The sequence below is a fragment of the Kushneria phosphatilytica genome (assembly GCF_008247605.1).
Taxonomy (GTDB): domain Bacteria; phylum Pseudomonadota; class Gammaproteobacteria; order Pseudomonadales; family Halomonadaceae; genus Kushneria; species Kushneria phosphatilytica.
In genome coordinates this window covers 1,801,247-1,816,246 of record NZ_CP043420.1, presented here as the reverse complement: position 1 = coordinate 1,816,246, position 15,000 = coordinate 1,801,247, and the positions used below count along the sequence as shown (strand labels likewise).

Annotated in this window: 17 protein-coding genes; 13 read left to right on the top strand and 4 right to left on the bottom strand. The window is 54.6% G+C overall.

The window, feature by feature from the left end; all coding sequences use genetic code 11:
- Window positions 1–103: 103 nt before the first annotated feature.
- Window positions 104–1,054: a D-2-hydroxyacid dehydrogenase gene (locus tag FY550_RS08320; RefSeq protein WP_070977492.1), complete on the bottom strand. Its 951-nt coding sequence runs from the start codon at window positions 1,052–1,054 to the stop codon at window positions 104–106.
- 229 nt (window positions 1,055–1,283) lie between these two features.
- Here FY550_RS08320 and FY550_RS08315 point away from each other — a divergent pair, with 229 nt between their 5' ends.
- The 13 genes from FY550_RS08315 (at window position 1,284) to ybgF (ending at window position 12,058) form a co-directional block, all read left to right on the top strand.
- Window positions 1,284–1,544, top strand: a complete 261-nt coding sequence (locus FY550_RS08315) for an FmdB family zinc ribbon protein (RefSeq protein WP_084388006.1) — start codon at window positions 1,284–1,286, stop codon at window positions 1,542–1,544.
- A 111-nt stretch (window positions 1,545–1,655) separates the two neighbouring features.
- Complete coding sequence (gene aspS, locus FY550_RS08310; RefSeq protein WP_070977491.1) at window positions 1,656–3,428, top strand: aspartate--tRNA ligase; 1,773 nt, start codon at window positions 1,656–1,658, stop codon at window positions 3,426–3,428.
- Window positions 3,429–3,514: 86 nt separating this feature from the next.
- Entirely contained in the window at window positions 3,515–4,270 is a 756-nt protein-coding gene (locus FY550_RS08305) for a YebC/PmpR family DNA-binding transcriptional regulator (RefSeq protein ID WP_070977490.1), read from the top strand.
- A 35-nt stretch (window positions 4,271–4,305) separates the two neighbouring features.
- On the top strand, window positions 4,306–4,842 hold the full coding sequence (gene ruvC, locus FY550_RS08300) for a crossover junction endodeoxyribonuclease RuvC (RefSeq protein WP_070977489.1): 537 nt from the start codon (window positions 4,306–4,308) through the stop codon (window positions 4,840–4,842).
- A 119-nt stretch (window positions 4,843–4,961) separates the two neighbouring features.
- A complete protein-coding gene (ruvA, locus tag FY550_RS08295; RefSeq protein ID WP_070977488.1) occupies window positions 4,962–5,591 on the top strand; it encodes a Holliday junction branch migration protein RuvA in 630 nt (209 codons plus the stop codon).
- Entirely contained in the window at window positions 5,588–6,628 is a 1,041-nt protein-coding gene (gene ruvB / locus FY550_RS08290; protein ID WP_070977487.1) for a Holliday junction branch migration DNA helicase RuvB, read from the top strand. Before ruvA ends, ruvB begins: the two co-directional genes overlap by 4 nt.
- Window positions 6,625–7,032, top strand: coding sequence for a tol-pal system-associated acyl-CoA thioesterase (gene ybgC, locus FY550_RS08285; protein ID WP_070977486.1), 408 nt, complete (start codon window positions 6,625–6,627; stop codon window positions 7,030–7,032). The genes ruvB and ybgC overlap by 4 nt, the downstream gene beginning before the upstream one ends.
- A 37-nt stretch (window positions 7,033–7,069) precedes the next feature.
- Window positions 7,070–7,744 (top strand): protein TolQ, encoded by a 675-nt coding sequence (tolQ, locus tag FY550_RS08280; protein WP_199287864.1) that lies wholly within the window; start codon window positions 7,070–7,072, stop codon window positions 7,742–7,744.
- A gap of 10 nt (window positions 7,745–7,754) precedes the next feature.
- Window positions 7,755–8,198, top strand: a complete 444-nt coding sequence (tolR, locus tag FY550_RS08275) for a protein TolR (RefSeq protein WP_070977484.1) — start codon at window positions 7,755–7,757, stop codon at window positions 8,196–8,198.
- A gap of 3 nt (window positions 8,199–8,201) precedes the next feature.
- Window positions 8,202–9,374, top strand: coding sequence for a cell envelope integrity protein TolA (gene tolA, locus FY550_RS08270; protein WP_149054470.1), 1,173 nt, complete (start codon window positions 8,202–8,204; stop codon window positions 9,372–9,374).
- Window positions 9,374–10,669 (top strand): Tol-Pal system beta propeller repeat protein TolB, encoded by a 1,296-nt coding sequence (gene tolB / locus FY550_RS08265; protein ID WP_070977482.1) that lies wholly within the window; start codon window positions 9,374–9,376, stop codon window positions 10,667–10,669. Before tolA ends, tolB begins: the two co-directional genes overlap by 1 nt.
- A gap of 48 nt (window positions 10,670–10,717) precedes the next feature.
- The gene (gene pal / locus FY550_RS08260; protein WP_070977891.1) at window positions 10,718–11,239 is read left to right on the top strand and encodes a peptidoglycan-associated lipoprotein Pal; all 522 of its coding nucleotides are present in this window, start codon (window positions 10,718–10,720) and stop codon (window positions 11,237–11,239) included.
- 18 nt (window positions 11,240–11,257) lie between these two features.
- Window positions 11,258–12,058 (top strand): tol-pal system protein YbgF, encoded by an 801-nt coding sequence (gene ybgF, locus FY550_RS08255; RefSeq protein WP_070977481.1) that lies wholly within the window; start codon window positions 11,258–11,260, stop codon window positions 12,056–12,058.
- Window positions 12,059–12,122: 64 nt separating this feature from the next.
- Here ybgF and FY550_RS08250 read toward each other — a convergent pair whose 3' ends face one another.
- The 3 genes from FY550_RS08250 to FY550_RS08240 are packed head-to-tail and all read right to left on the bottom strand — an operon-like array spanning window position 12,123 to window position 14,937.
- Window positions 12,123–12,800 carry an HAD family hydrolase gene (locus FY550_RS08250; RefSeq protein WP_070977480.1) on the bottom strand — a complete coding sequence of 226 codons (678 nt, stop codon included), beginning with the start codon at window positions 12,798–12,800 and terminating at the stop codon, window positions 12,123–12,125.
- Entirely contained in the window at window positions 12,797–13,501 is a 705-nt protein-coding gene (gene ubiG, locus FY550_RS08245; protein ID WP_070977479.1) for a bifunctional 2-polyprenyl-6-hydroxyphenol methylase/3-demethylubiquinol 3-O-methyltransferase UbiG, read from the bottom strand. Before ubiG ends, FY550_RS08250 begins: the two co-directional genes overlap by 4 nt.
- Before the next feature lie 11 nt (window positions 13,502–13,512).
- The gene (locus tag FY550_RS08240; RefSeq protein ID WP_233350303.1) at window positions 13,513–14,937 is read right to left on the bottom strand and encodes a TRZ/ATZ family hydrolase; all 1,425 of its coding nucleotides are present in this window, start codon (window positions 14,935–14,937) and stop codon (window positions 13,513–13,515) included.
- Window positions 14,938–15,000: the final 63 nt, after the last annotated feature.

Genomic DNA, 15,000 nt, shown 5'->3' with positions numbered 1-15,000 from the left:
TAAAAGTCTGACAAGGAAAGGCTACTGATGTGTACATTTCAACTTAAGCAAAAAGAACAGTGCTGTCGATAATGTCTCTTGTATATGGTTTATACCGTTATCTTTATTGAAGTTTCATACCGACAGCAAATTCATCAATGTTGTCAGCACTGAGTTCAATGATTCGCTGCCGAGCCTGAAGCGTAATCCAGGCATTATGCGGGGTGACGATCAGATTCAGATTCTCCCTGCCGGATGCTTCCAGCAAGGGATGGCCATGACAAGGGGGCTCCTCGGGCAGGACATCGACGCCCAGCCCTCCCAAACGGCCTGCTTCAAGGGCCTCAAGCGCCGCCACTTCGTCGATGATGCCACCGCGGGCACAATTGATCAGTAAAGTGTGGTCCTTTAACTGACCCAGCACGTGCTTATCCACCAAATGAGTCGTTTGTGGGGTTAAAGGGCAGTGCAGACTGAGAACGTCGGCCTGCGGAGCGAGCTCTGCAAGGGAAGGACGTTTATCGTTTTTCTCGTTCCCCGGACGCGCCGCGAAAGAGACCTTCATATTGAATGCTTTTGCCAGCTCGGCTACACGATTCCCCAACTCTCCCTGACCAACCAGTACCAGGTGGCGACATGAAAGCTGCATGACCGGATGGTGCATAAGGCAGAAAAAGGGGGCCTGCTGCCATTGCCCCTGTTTTACATCCTGTTGATACAGGGGCAGCCGAACGGCGAGTGACAGCATCATCATCATGACATGCTGGGCAACACTTTCGGTGCCATATGCTGCTACATTGCGTACGGCAATGCCATGCCTGACAGCACTTTCCGTATCAATATTGTTAGTACCCGTAGCCATCACACAGATCAGCTTCAGCCTTGGCAGTGTTTCGATGGTAGTTGCATCAAGGACCACCTTGTTGGTCAGTGCGATATCCGCTGCCTGTAGTCGGTGGCCGACCTGTTCGGGAGCCGTCGAGGGCCAGACTTCCAACTGATCGACTCGAGCACGCAAAGGCGTAAGGTCAACGCCTTCTCCCAATGAATCGGCGTCCAGGATGACGGCTTTCATGAGCCCTCCGGCGGTATATCAAGGGTTTTCGAAGCCTGCTTGTTGTCATAACTTGCTCACGGCAGGCAGCTCCACGCTATAATGATGCGCTTCGATTATCGATGATGTCGCATGTGGCATCATCAATCGAGACAGTCATGGACAACAGTGGCTGTCATGCTCAGGTGGGCGTCCGGCGGTCGGATGACCTGCTACGTCCTTGTTATCAGCAGAGTGTGATTCGAAGATCATGCCTATTTACGAATACCAGTGTCAGGACTGTGGTGCCCGGCTTGAGAAAATCCAGAAGATCAGTGCTTCGCCACTGACGACCTGTCCCTCCTGCCATAAGGAAACCCTGGAGCGGTTGATCTCTCCAGCGGGTTTTCGTCTGTCAGGGCAGGGGTGGTATGAGACCGACTTCAAGGCCGGTAATCGTCGCAACCTTGCAGGTGACAGTAGTGGTTCCGGCGGTTCGAGCGGCAGTACTGGAAAGGGCGGCGCGGAGTAACCTCCCATCTTTCTCGGCCGGGAGGCCAACAGTCGCGTCGACGATTCAAAGACAGCTTCAGCGCGTCACCTCGGGGCGTGTGATCAGGATACAAAATTGGTGGGAACCAGGATGCGCAGCCACTATTGCGGCGAATTGAACGACACCTTCGTGGATCACGAAGTCACGTTATGCGGATGGGTGCATCGGCGGCGCGATCATGGCGGTGTCATCTTCCTCGACATGCGCGATCGGGCGGGCATTGCTCAGGTTGTAGTTGATCCGGATACGCCCGAAGCCTTTGCCCGGGCGGATAATGCCCGCAACGAATATGTCCTGCGCATTCGGGGCCGTGTGCGCATGCGCCCCGAGGGAACGCGCAATTCTCATATGTCGACTGGTCTGATTGAGGTGTTGGCACTGGATGTCGAAGTGCTGAACACTTCGGTGACGCCGCCATTCCAGCTCGATGAGCATGGCAAGGTGGGAGAGGATGTGCGACTGCGCTATCGCTACATCGATCTGCGCCGTCCGGAAATGATCGAACGTTTGCAGTTACGTTCCCGAATCACGCACGCCGTTCGGGCGTATCTGGAGGGGCAAGGGTTTCTGGATATTGAAACACCGGTGCTGACTCGAGCAACGCCGGAGGGCGCCCGGGATTATCTGGTGCCAAGTCGTACGCATCCCGGTGAGTTCTTTGCGCTGCCCCAGTCTCCTCAGCTGTTCAAGCAGTTGCTGATGGTGTCCGGCTTCGATCGCTATTATCAGATTGCCAAGTGTTTTCGCGATGAAGACCTGCGAGCCGATCGACAACCGGAATTTACCCAGATTGATATCGAGGCCTCCTTCGTTGAAGAGCAGGACATCATGGATATTACTGAAACCATGATTCGTCAGCTTTTCAGTGATGTACTTGATGTAGCACTGCCGGAATTTCCTCGTATGCGCTGGGCTGAAGCCATGCAGCGTTATGGCTCGGATAAGCCTGATCTGCGTATTCCGCTGGAGATGGTGGATGTCGATGATCTGATGGCTTCGGTCGATTTCAAGGTGTTTTCCGGCCCTGCCAATGATAGTGAAGGGCGTGTGGCAGCACTACGCGTGCCGGGTGGTAGTCGTCTTACTCGTAAGGAAATTGATGAGTATACCCGGTTCGTGGGTATCTACGGCGCACGCGGTCTGGCCTGGATAAAGGTTAACGATCGGAGTGCCGGGCTCGAAGGATTGCAGTCCCCCATCGTCAAGTTCATGGAAGGCGTGGTAGACGAACTGCTGGATCGGGTGGGTGCTGAAGATGGCGATATCATCTTTTTTGGTGCTGACAGAGCCAGTATTGTCAATGAGGCACTGGGTGCGCTCAGGGTGCGTCTTGGTGAAGATCTGGCGCTCTATACACGCGACTGGGCTCCCCTTTGGGTGGTTGATTTTCCCATGTTCGAGCGTGATGACAATGGGCGCCTTGCAGCACTTCATCATCCTTTTACAGCACCGGCATGTAGTGCTGATGAGCTCAAGGCCGATCCGGCAGGGGCGCTGTCACGAGCCTATGACATGGTACTTAACGGTACTGAACTGGGTGGCGGCTCGATTCGTATACACGATAGTGCCATGCAGCAGGGGGTGTTCGAGGCGCTGGGTATAGGAGAAGCTGAAGCACGTGAAAAGTTTGGCTTCCTGCTTGATGCGCTGGCGCATGGCGCACCGCCGCATGGTGGTTTGGCCTTTGGTCTGGATCGACTGGTCATGCTGATGACGGGGGGACGTACGATTCGGGATGTTATCGCTTTTCCGAAGACGCAGAGTGCTGCCGATCTGATGACCGATGCACCCGGCGAAGTCAGCGCCGAGCAACTTCGCGAGTTGCATATCCGTCTGCGCTCGAAGGCGAGCGAACAGTCCTGATTCGACTCTCACGAGTATCAAAGCCGATAACCGGGCGCCGGCCGATCTATATCTGCCGGCGCCCTTGTGCAACAGGGGGCGATGTCATGGCAGGCCATAGTAAATGGGCCAATATCAAGCACCGCAAGGCTGCGCAGGATGCCAAAAAGGGCAAGGTATTTACCCGGTTGATCCGTGAGTTGACGGTGGCAGCGCGGCAGGGGGGGGGCGAACCCAACGATAATCCGCGTCTACGAGCTGCCATCGACAAGGCACTTGCCAATAACATGACCAAGGATGCGATTCAGCGTGCAGTCGATCGGGGCGCAGGCAATACCGATACCGATAACATGGAAGAGCTGACCTACGAAGGCTATGGGCCGGATGGTGTAGCGATGCTTGTCGAATGCATGACCGATAACCGCAACCGAACTGCCTCCGAAGTTCGTCATGCCTTCAACAAGCAGGGAGGTAATATGGGCACTTCGGGATCAGTTTCTTTCATGTTTCGTCATTTGGGCTATATCAGTTTCCCGGCCGACAGTAGTGAAGAAGCGATTATTGAAGTGGCGCTGGAAGCGGGCGCCGATGATATCGTTACCAACGAGGATACCTCGATTGATGTCATCACCAGTCCGGGACAGTTCGGATCAGTCAAGGATGCGCTGGTTAATGCGGGACTGGAACCCGAGCGCAGTGAAGTAGGCATGTATCCGGACAGTTATTCCACCATCAATGATACCGAGACTGCCCGCAAGATTATCAAGCTGTTCGATATGCTCGAAGATCTGGATGACGTCCAGAATGTGTATTCCAATGCTGATTTTGCAGACTCGGTCATGGTGGAACTCGAAAGTGCCTGAGAGAGAAGGGTTGGCCCGTCATCGCGGGAGGTCGATTGATCATTCTGGGTATTGATCCTGGTTCCAGACTTACCGGGTTCGGTGTAATTGATACCTCAGCTGCCACACCCGGTTATGTTGCCTGTGGCTGTGTCCGCATTGATGGTGACCAGCTGGCTCAGAAACTGGCACAGGTATATGCCGGAATCGCAGAAGTTATCGCCGAGTATCGACCCGCTGAAGTAGCCATCGAACAGGTTTTCATGGCACGCAATGCTGATTCGGCGCTGAAACTTGGGCAGGCACGAGGCAGTGCTATCGTTTGTGCAGCCAATCATGGGCTGGAAGTGTTCGAATATGCAGCACGTGCCGTGAAGCAGGCGGTAGCTGGTAATGGCAGCGCTGATAAACAGCAGGTTCAGCAGATGGTCACCGCGACACTGAGACTCTCCTCGGTACCGCGCAGTGATGCTGCCGATGCCCTGGCCATTGCACTGACGCACTGTTATACCCAGCGGGGAATGAGTGCCCGGGGTATGGGCAACGGGCGGGCTGGACGGCGTACCAGCTGGCGTCAGTTCCGACCTCAGTGAACTCTTGAAGGCAGCTGTCATTCAGTATGTAAGCGAAGGTGTCGCGCCTGTTCACCACTGCGGTCGATCAGTATAGTGACGAACATTGATATGGAGCATCATTTGGAGAATTCCGCAGCATGATCGGAAGGCTCTCGGGCACACTGCTGGAAAAGCAGCCACCGCTGGCGGTCATCGATGTACATGGCGTGGGTTATGAGATCGAGGCCTCAATGAATACGCTACTGGCGCTTCCGGCCCCGGGAGAAGCCGTGCGTCTTTATACGCATCTCAGTGTGCGTGAAGACGCACATCTGCTTTATGGCTTCATTGATGAAGCCGAGCGCCATCTCTTTCGCGAACTGATCAAGATTTCCGGTGTGGGCCCACGTTTGGCGCTTGCCATTCTATCCGGAATGGAACGTGAGCAGTTCATGCGCTGTATTTCGGATGAAGATAGCAAGGCGTTGACGCGCTTGCCGGGAGTGGGGCGCAAAACAGCAGATCGTCTGATTGTCGAGATGCGTGATCGTTTTCGGCATTGGCCGGAATTCAGCCAGAGAGGAGGTGCCCTTTCTTCAGCAGATCAGAATTTGCCACTGGAAACAGACAATTATGCTGATGCCGAGGCAGCTCTGATTGCGCTGGGTTACAAGCCTACCGATGCGGCACGCATGCTGACAGGGCTGGATACCGTTCAGCCTACTGAAGCTCTGATCAAATCTGCTCTGTCGCAACAGTTGACCGGGCGAGGGAGCAGGCAGGGATGATTGAAACCGAGCGCTTGATCGGGGGAGCCATTCAGGGCGACGACACCCGGCTTGATCAGACCATTCGGCCCGATCGACTTGATGAATATATCGGCCAGCGAGGTGCCCGCGAACAGCTCGAAATTTTCATTACGGCAGCGCGTCAACGCCAGGACAGTCTCGATCATACGCTCATCTTTGGCCCCCCCGGTCTGGGAAAAACCACGCTTGCCAACATCATTGCCGGCGAAATGGGCGTGGATATCAAGTCTACTTCAGGGCCGGTGCTTGAAAAGGCCGGTGATCTGGCCGCCATGCTGACCAATCTGCAGCCGGGCGATGTATTATTCATTGATGAAATTCATCGGCTTTCCTCGGCGGTCGAGGAAGTTCTTTATCCCGCCATGGAAGATTTCCAGCTCGACATCATGATCGGCGAAGGGCCCGCAGCCCGCTCAATCAAGCTGGATCTACCACGTTTTACTCTTGTCGGCGCAACGACGCGGGCCGGACTGCTGACCTCGCCACTGCGTGATCGCTTCGGTATTGTGCAGCGCCTTGAATTTTATGGTGTTGATGAGCTGACGGAAATCGTGTCCCGCAGCGCTCGTCTGCTTTCCCTGGAAGCAGACGAGAGTGGTGCTCGGGAAATAGCGCGTCGCTCACGCGGTACTCCCCGGATCGCTAATCGGCTATTGCGTCGCGTACGCGATTTCGCTCAGGTTCGAGGCGATGGAAAGCTCAATCGCGATATTGCCGATCAGGCACTCAATATGCTCAATGTTGATCGATGTGGGCTCGATCACATGGACCGACGACTGCTGACTACCATGATCGAAAAGTTCGACGGTGGCCCGGTGGGTGTTGAAAGTCTGGCGGCAGCGATCAGTGAGGAACGCGATACCATCGAGGATGTGCTGGAGCCTTATCTGATTCAGCAGGGTTTCATGATGCGTACCGCTCGTGGGCGTATTGTAACCCGTTCAGCCTATCTGCACTTCGGTCTATCGCCCGGCGATGACGTGCCTGAATCCGAAAGCGATAGAGCGGCACCATGACATTTGAAATTCCGCTAACGGTTTATATCGAGGATACCGATGCCGGTGGCATTGTTTATCATGCCCGCTATCTCCACTACATGGAGCGGGCGCGCACCGAGTGGCTGCGTAAGCACGGCTTTACCCAGCAGGCCCTCATGGAACGGAATATTCAACTTGTGGTCAGTGGCCTGAGTTGTCGCTACCGGCAACCGGCGCGTCTTGATGAGCAGCTTTCCGTTACGGCTGCCGTCACGGCAGTGTCTCATTGCAGTGCCACTTTCGAGCAACAGGTGATGCGTTCGGATGTTCTGCTTCTCAGCGCCCGGGTCGACATTGCCTGTATCGAGGCCACTCGCTCCCGGCCTGTGCGCTGGCCCATGCCCTTGCGTCTGGCACTGGATCAGACAGTTGCCAACCAATAATCGAATGTCATGATGAGGTTTACCAGTGAGTGATTCGATGTCGATAATTTCCCTGTTCTGGCAATCCAGCATTGTTGTGAAGATTGTCATGCTGATCCTGTTGGCGGCCTCCATAGTCTCCTGGGTGATTATCTTTCAGCGTGGCATGTCATTGCGCCGCGATCGCCGTGAAATCGAGGATTTCGAAGATCATTTCTGGTCGGGCGTTGATCTCAATGAGCTTTATCGTGAATTGCCTTCTGCTCAACCCACGGGGGCGGCACATGTCTTCCGCTCGGGTTTCAGGGAATTCAATCGTTTGCTTCCAAAGGCACGCAGTAACGATGCCATTCTTGATGGGATGCAGCGGGCAATGCGGGTGGCGCTCTCGAGAGAGGAAACGCGTCTTGGGCGGCACTTGGCTATTCTGGCTACCATCAGCTCCTCGGCGGTTTATGTCGGGTTGTTCGGTACTGTCTGGGGCATCATGGGCACCTTTCAAAGTCTGGGAAGCGTTCAGCAGGTGACGCTGGGCGTCATTGCACCTTCCATTGCTGAAGCTCTGGTCGCGACTGCGATGGGGTTGTTTGCGGCCATACCGGCGGTCATTGCCTATAACCGACTGGTCAGTCGTGTTGACGACCTGATGGCACGTCTGGAGAACTTTGCCGAGGAGTTCCACTCCATCCTGCACCGTAATCTCCAGGGTCGAACCTCGGAAGAAGCTGCCTGAGGAGCGCACCATGTCATCTCCCTATCGAAGAAAAGGGCGCCGTAAACTGGCCAGTGAGTTGAATGTCGTACCCTTTATCGATGTCATGCTGGTTCTGCTGGTGATCTTCATGATCACGGCCCCCATGATCAATCAGGGTGTGGAAGTGGATCTGCCACAGACGACTTCCCAGCCGATCGAGGATAATAACAAGCCCCTGATCGTGACCGTTGATCAGAAAGGAAACTATTACATCAGCCTTGGGGATCAGGAAAAGACGGTAGATCTCGATAACATCGCCAGTCAGGTGAAAACGGTGTTAAGCCGGAATCCTGATACGCCAGTCATGGTTCGAGGTGACCGAAATGTCTCCTATGGGCAGGTTATTTCCCTGATGGGGACACTGCAGGGCGCCGGGGTGCCGAATGTCGGGCTGATTTCGGAGCCGCCTCAGGGCGGTCAAAGTCAGGGCTAGAGCATGAAACGCAACAGCCGCGTTGGTTATACCCTGCCTATTGTTCTTGCTGTACTGGTCCATGTCGGTGCGCTTGTGTTGACCATGCTGAATCTATCGTTCAGCTCTTCCGAGAAGACCTCCAGCTCCGTAGTACATGCAAGGCTTGTTCAGTTGGAAACGGCCACTGATCGGGCGCAGCAGTCCCGGGAATCTGCACCTTCGGCTTCGAGTGCTCCCGAGCCGACTGAATCCTCTTCGCAGGAAAATTCCTCTGTGCAGGAAAAGGAAGAGCAATCGAGCGATCAGGCTCGTCAGGCAGAGCAGGATGCCAGGGCTCGTGCCGAGCAGGCTCAGGCGCTGGCTCAGCAGCAACAACAGGAAGCTCAACAGCGGGAGAAGGCCGAAGCTGAACGTCGCGCAGCACAGGCTGAGCGTGAGAAAGCGGCACAGCAGGCAAGTGCCAAGGCTCAGGCAGAGCAGAAAGCAGCCGCTGAAGCGAAGCGCAAGGCTGAACAGGAAGCGAAGGAAAAGGCAGCTGCAGAAGCGAAACGCAAGGCCGAGCAGGAAGCGAAGAAAAAGGCAGCTGCAGAAGCGAAACGCAAGGCCGAGCAGGAAGCGAAGGAAAAGGCAGCTGCAGAAGCGAAACGCAAGGCCGAGCAGGAAGCGAAGAAAAAGGCAGCTGCAGAAGCGAAACGCAAGGCCGAGCAGGAAGCGAAGAAAAAGGCAGCCGCTGAAGCGAGGCGCAAGGCCGAACAGGAAGCGAAGAAAAAGGCAGCTGCAGAAGCGAAGCGCAAGGCCGAGCAGAAGCGCATGGCTCAGGCGGCTGCTGAAGCCAGCGGTGACCTGGGTAGTGAGATATCCAGTGAACAGCAATCCATAGCGAATGCTCGCCAGGCGAAAGAGGCCGCCAATGGGTTCATGAATCTGGTCAGACACTATGTTGAACAGAACTGGGCGCAGCCGCCCGGAACCTCTCCGGGTATTCAGGCCACTATACGGATTCGCTTGCTTCCGACCGGAGAGCTGGTCGATGCTCGTGTCATTGACAGTAGTGGTAATGCCAGCTTCGATCGTTCAGCTCTTCAGGCGGTGCAGAAAGCAGCACCGTTTACCGAACTGAGCAAGCTTCCGGTAGCACAACAACGGCAGTTTCGTGAATTCAATCTCCGCTTTAACCCCGAGGATGTGCACTGATGAAACGTTTGGTGGCCCTGACGGGCATGGTCATGATGTTAATGGTCAGCATGATGGCGAGAGCCGAAGGTGATCTGACCATTGAAATTACCAAGGGCAATGATCAGGCCATTCCGATTGCCGTGGTTCCCTTTCAATCGAATGGTAGTAATCCTCCCCAGGACATCGCTCAAATCATCCGCGATGATTTACAGCACAGTGGTCAGTTTTCGCCCCTTGCACGCAATGAGCTGATATCCACGCCTACCAGTGGTGATCAGATCCACTATGCTGATTGGCAACAGATCAAAGCCAATTATCTGGTAGTCGGCAAAATCGATCGTTCGGGTAATGGCTACAAAATCAGTTGGGAGTTGCACGACGTTTATGGCAATAAGCGAATGATTGGCGAGAGCGTGACATCCAGCGCAGATCAGCTACGCTCTCGTGCCCACTATATTGCCGATCGCATCTTCAAGGCCATTACAGGTATTCGAGGCGCTTTTCAGACCCGAATCGCCTACGTGTCAGCGACTGGCGTGGACAAGAATATGCACTTTGCGCTCTATGTTGCTGACCAGGATGGTCACAATACACAGCAGATTTTAACCTCCGATCAGCCCATCATGTCGCCTGCATGGTCACCGGACGGCAAGAAGCTGGCCTATGTTTCCTTTGAGTCCGGTCGTCCGGCCATCTATGTGCAGCAGCTCTCGACGGGACGACGCATCAAATTAAGTTCGTTCAAGGGGATTAACGGTGCTCCAGCCTGGTCACCGGATGGCCGTAAACTCGCGATGTCGCTGTCGCGTGATGGTCAACCGGAAATTTATGTCATGGATGTAGCTTCGCGATCCTTGACACGCATGACTCAATCCAGCGCCATTGAAACGGAACCGGACTGGAGCCCTGATGGCTCAACGCTGCTCTTTACCTCCGATCGTAGCGGACAGCCTCAGCTCTATACCATGCCAGCCAGCGGCGGTAGTGCGTCCAGGTTGACCTTTACGGGTAATTATAATGCCGGCGGCCAATATGGGCCGGAGGGCAAAGCGGTCTATATGACGACCAGAACCGATCAGGGTTTTCAGGTTGCCAAGCAGAATCTGGAGAGCAATCGTGTGACTGTTCTGACTTCAACAGGTCAGGATGAAGCGCCGGCCGTTGCACCCAATGGCACTATGGTGGTATATGCCACTCAGCAGGGGAACCAGGGAGTTCTCGGTGCTGCTTCAACGGATGGTCGGGCCGAATTTGTCATACCTTCCCCCAGCGGGAATGTGCGCGAACCGGCCTGGTCGCCGTTTTTGAACTAAACCTATAGAATGCAATTGTCATTCGTAAAAATGAGCAAGGAGATGATCATGCAGTTCACCAATTACGCCAAGACACTGACTGCCGCACTTTCGCTGGCTGTCATTGCAGGTTGTTCCAGTGGCGGCGGTACTCAGGACGGCGAAATGGGTGGCATGAGCAGCGGTAATACCGGTGCAAATGCTCAAGGGATGAGCAGCAGCCAGGGCGCTCAGGGTAGCAGCATGGGTCAGAACGACCAGATGCCCAGTGAAACCACGGTCTATTTCGACTTTGATAGCTCGAATATCCGTTCGGAATATGAATCGGTTCTCAACCGCAATGCGAGCTATCTGCAGTCGCATCCGGACACCAATGTGGTGCTGGAAGGTCACACTGACCCGCGTGGTACTCGTGAGTACAACATGGCTCTGGGTGAGCGACGTGCAAATTCCGTCAAGCAGTACCTGACCATTCAGGGTGTTTCTGCTTCCCAGATCGAAGTCGTCAGCTACGGCGAAGAGCGTCCGGCAATGCAGGGTAATTCCGAGCAGGCCTACGCCAAGGACCGTCGCGTCGTCATCGATTACTGATAGCTTCGGAGACGACTGATGAAACACAGTCTTATCAGACTGTGCGGCGCGGGAGCCCTGGTGCTCCCGCTGTCCGTTATGGCCGAGTCCGGGACGGATTTTTCCGCACAGAGCAACTCGATTTATGACCAGACATCTACCGGTGGCGGCACCATGATGCTGTTCAATCGCCTGCAGGATCAGCAGCAGGCGATCAATGAATTACGCGGTCGAATCGAGAAGCTCGAACATGATCTTGCCCAGCAGACGCAGCTCTCCAAGCAGCGCTATCTTGATCTGGAAGAGCGCATCTCCAGTAGCAAGGGGACTGCAGGCGGTGCTGGTAATGACGAAAACGATAGTACCAGTAATGACCCCATTACGCGTGCCGCTCAGTCTGGCGCCGGAAATGTGCCGACTTCCTCCGGTGACAGTAGTAATGCGTCAGCAGGGGACAATAACAAGGATGCTCGAGAAGCTTATCAGGATGCCTTTGCTCTGGTACAACAACGCCAGTTCGATCAGGCCATCGATGCTTTCGAAAAATTCAATCAGCAGTACAGTGATACGCCGCTGAAAGGCAATGCATACTACTGGTTGGGAGAGCTTTATTCGGCCAAGTCTCAACTGGACAAGTCAGCTCGGGCCTTCCAGACGGTCATCGATGATTATCCCAAAAGTAGCAAGGTGTCAGATGCCATCTACAAGCTGGGGCTTGTTCGGGCTCGTCAGGGAGAGAGTGATCAGGCGCAGAAATTATTACAGCGTGTTATCAAGGAGTATCCTGATAGCAATGCTGCCGGCCTTGCCCAGGACTTTCTGGACAAGACCAGTGGCTGACAATCCGGCCAGAGCGTGATGTCTTTGGCACGCGCTCATGTACAAGGCTGCCTCAGAGTCATGTTCAATGACTGAGTAGCATTGCTGCCAGCTCGGAAGGCGTATCAAAATGCTGATGCGCTGGCCATTGCATGGGATCATCGCCGTCTCGCAGATAGCCGTAATGCACTGCTACAGCAGTCATTCCGGCAGCCATGGCAGCTTCCATGTCTCGCTGGTGGTCGCCGATATACCAGCACTCTTCCGGCAAGACATTCAAGCGTCTTGCTGCCTCCAGTAGAGGTTCGGGGTCGGGTTTTTTGACTGGTAAATCGTCGGCGCAGAGCAGTACATCCGGTACGAGTTTCAGTGCCTTGAGTAATGGCTCGGCATAACGCCGGGGCTTGTTGGTGATAATGCCCCAGGGGCGACTCTGCTCGGTATAGCGCTTTAAAACACTTTCAAGCCCTTCGAATATACGACTCGCCTCGGCAACATTGCGTCCATAGGCTTCGAGCAACCAGTGGCGTGCGACTGCATGCTCGGGATGCTCGATCGAGTAGCCGAGTGCCAGTGTGACCAGTGCGTTACCCCCGTGTGAAACCTCGGCCCTGATAACGTCATAGGGGAGTGGGGGCAAGGCATGCGCCTGACGCAAGGCATTGGTGGCATGGGCCAGATCCGGAGCGGTGTCTACCAGTGTGCCATCAAGATCGAATAGCACGGCCCGTGGAACAGGAATAATGCACGGGTGTGAGGTCATGCGTTATCCAGTCGTGTGTGCATCAGGTAATTGACATCGGTATCGTCTGCCGAAAGTCGATAATGACGCGTTACCGGGTTATAAATCATACCGGTAATATCACGAACCTGGAGTTCGCTGGTGCGTGCCCAGCGTGCCAGTTCGGATGGCCGAATAAAGCGTTTGTACTCATGTGTACCGCGGGGTAGAAGCTTTAAAACATATTCCGCACCAAAGATTGCAAGCAACCACGACTTCGGGCAACGGTTGATGGTTGAAAAGAAAACATGACCGCCAGGTTTAACCAGCCGGGCACAGGCTTCCACAATGCTCTCGGGCCGCGGTACATGCTCCAGCATTTCCATGCAGGTCACGATATCGAATTCCCCGGGATGAGCATGTGCCATGTCTTCGGCACTGATGCACTGATAATCCACATCAACACCGCTTTCCTGCTGGTGAAGACGAGCAACTGCCAGAGGTGTTTCGCCCAGATCGATTCCGGTAACACGTGCGCCACGATGAACCATGGCTTCACTCAGTATTCCGCCACCACAGCCGATATCGATAACCTTTTTCCCTACCAGGCCCGCATGCTCATCAATATAATCCAGTCGCAGAGGGTTGATATCATGCAGCGGTTTGAATTCGCCTTCTCGATCCCACCAGTGATTGGCCAGTGACTCGAACTTGGCGATTTCGCCCTGATCCACATTGGGCATTGCTGACTCCTTCATGATGAATAATGAGGCGCTGCATCGGCCATTTGTCGTTGGCGATGCCGTGCCAGTTGAAGCAGTTCATCCTCGTCCTCGTTAACCAGCACTCCATTTTCAAGCAGAAGTTGGCCAGCTACCCAGACATGTGATACCTGACGGCTGTTCACAGCATAGACGAGAGCAGATTCGGGATGATGAACGGGTTGGGTTTCCAGGCTGTCCAGGTTTACGGCAATTATGTCAGCTGCCATGCCTGTCTGCAGGCATCCTGTCCGATCTGACACCCCCAGGGCTCGAGCGCCTTCGATGGTTGCCATGGCCAGCGCCGCCATGGCTGGAAGTACTGCTGCGTCACCACTGAATCCTTTCGCCAGCAGGGCGGCCTGACGCATTTCATCGAACAGGTTGAGATCATTGTTGCTACAGGCGCCATCAGTACCCAAAGCGACAGGAATGCCTGCGTCGAGGAGTCGAGCCACTGGGCAAAAGCCGCTGGCGAGTTTGAGATTGGACTGAGGGCAATGAATCACGGAGGCACCGCTATCGGCCACCATTTGAATCTCTTCATCGGTTAGCTGGGTCATATGGACGGCCTGGAAGCGGTTATCCAGCAACCCGGCAGCGTGCAGCCTTTGAAGGGGGCGAATGCCAGCTGTATCCACTTCATCACGTGTCTCGTGGACATGCATCTGTATTGGGACATTCAGCCGGTCACGGGCCTGACATAATTGTTCAAGACTTTCATCGCCGACCGTATAAGGCGCATGAGGGCCAAGTGCGATGGAAATACGATCATGTCCCCGGTATCGAGCCAGCAGGGCCTCGCTTAATTCAATACCCGAGGCGAAATCTCTGGCCCAGGGCGTTGCAAAATCAATCAATGGCGTACAGATCTGGGCCCTGATGCCGGAGCTTGCCACCAGCTCTGCGGCTGTCTCTGGCGACAGATACATGTCAGAGAAAAGGGTAGTGCCTGAACGCAGCATTTCGGCGATGGCAAGGCGTGTGCCATCAGCCACGAATTCCGGCTGCATGAAAGCGGCTTCGGCCGGCCAGATGTGATCGTTCAACCAGGTCATCAGAGGCAGGTCATCGGCATAGCCCCGCATCATGGTCATGCCTGCATGATTGTGCGCATTGACCAGTCCTGGCATCAGGGCATGTTGTGTCAGACGCAGGGTTTGTTGTGCATGTACCCTGATTCTGGCTTCCTCGATGGGCCAGATGCCCACGATAATGCCATCGTGCAGGGCAATTGCCTGCCATTCCTTCACCGGCAGATCGTCAGTCATGGGTAACAGCCAACGACATTCAATAAGCAGATCAGCAGAGACGGAATAGCTGGCAGACATGTAAAACTCCCTGAAAAATTCAGCTATCCTAACCTGATAGTAACGTGTCGTCAGGTATGGATGCTGACTGCCTGGCTGGATAGCCATTGATGTTTATACCGTTATCTTTTTAGATTTTGAAATCTGAAAGCCAACGAAACATCAAATTGG